Origin of the sequence: Shewanella sp. AS16 (assembly GCF_021412365.1) — a bacterium.
Classification (GTDB): Bacteria; Pseudomonadota; Gammaproteobacteria; order Enterobacterales; family Shewanellaceae; genus Shewanella; species Shewanella salipaludis.
Genome location: NZ_JAKCLK010000295.1, coordinates 1 through 289, shown reverse-complemented (window position 1 = coordinate 289; position 289 = coordinate 1). Strand labels below are relative to the sequence as shown.

Annotated in this window: 1 protein-coding gene; it reads left to right on the top strand. The window is 54.3% G+C overall.

Annotated features, from left to right (window positions below; translation table 11 throughout):
* Positions 1 to 8: 8 nt before the first annotated feature.
* The coding region (locus LZP73_RS20370; protein ID WP_326490380.1) for a zinc-binding dehydrogenase at positions 9 to 289 on the top strand (281 nt) is incomplete at its 3' end.

The following is a 289-nucleotide window of genomic DNA, read 5'->3' as shown; positions in this document are numbered from 1 at the left end:
ATCAGCTTATCCTCGAGACGGCTGGCGTCCCGCAAACCGTCGAACTGGCGGTAGAGATTGCCGGTCCTCATGCCCAACTGGCGCTGGTAGGCACGTTGCATCAGGATCTGCATTTAACATCTGCAACGTTTGGCAAAATATTGCGTAAAGAGCTGACGGTTATCGGCAGTTGGATGAACTACTCCAGCCCTTGGCCGGGGCAGGAGTGGGAAACGGCGAGCCGGTTGCTGACAGAACGTAAGTTAAGCCTGGAGCCATTAATCGCTCACCGTGGAAGCTTTGAAAGCTT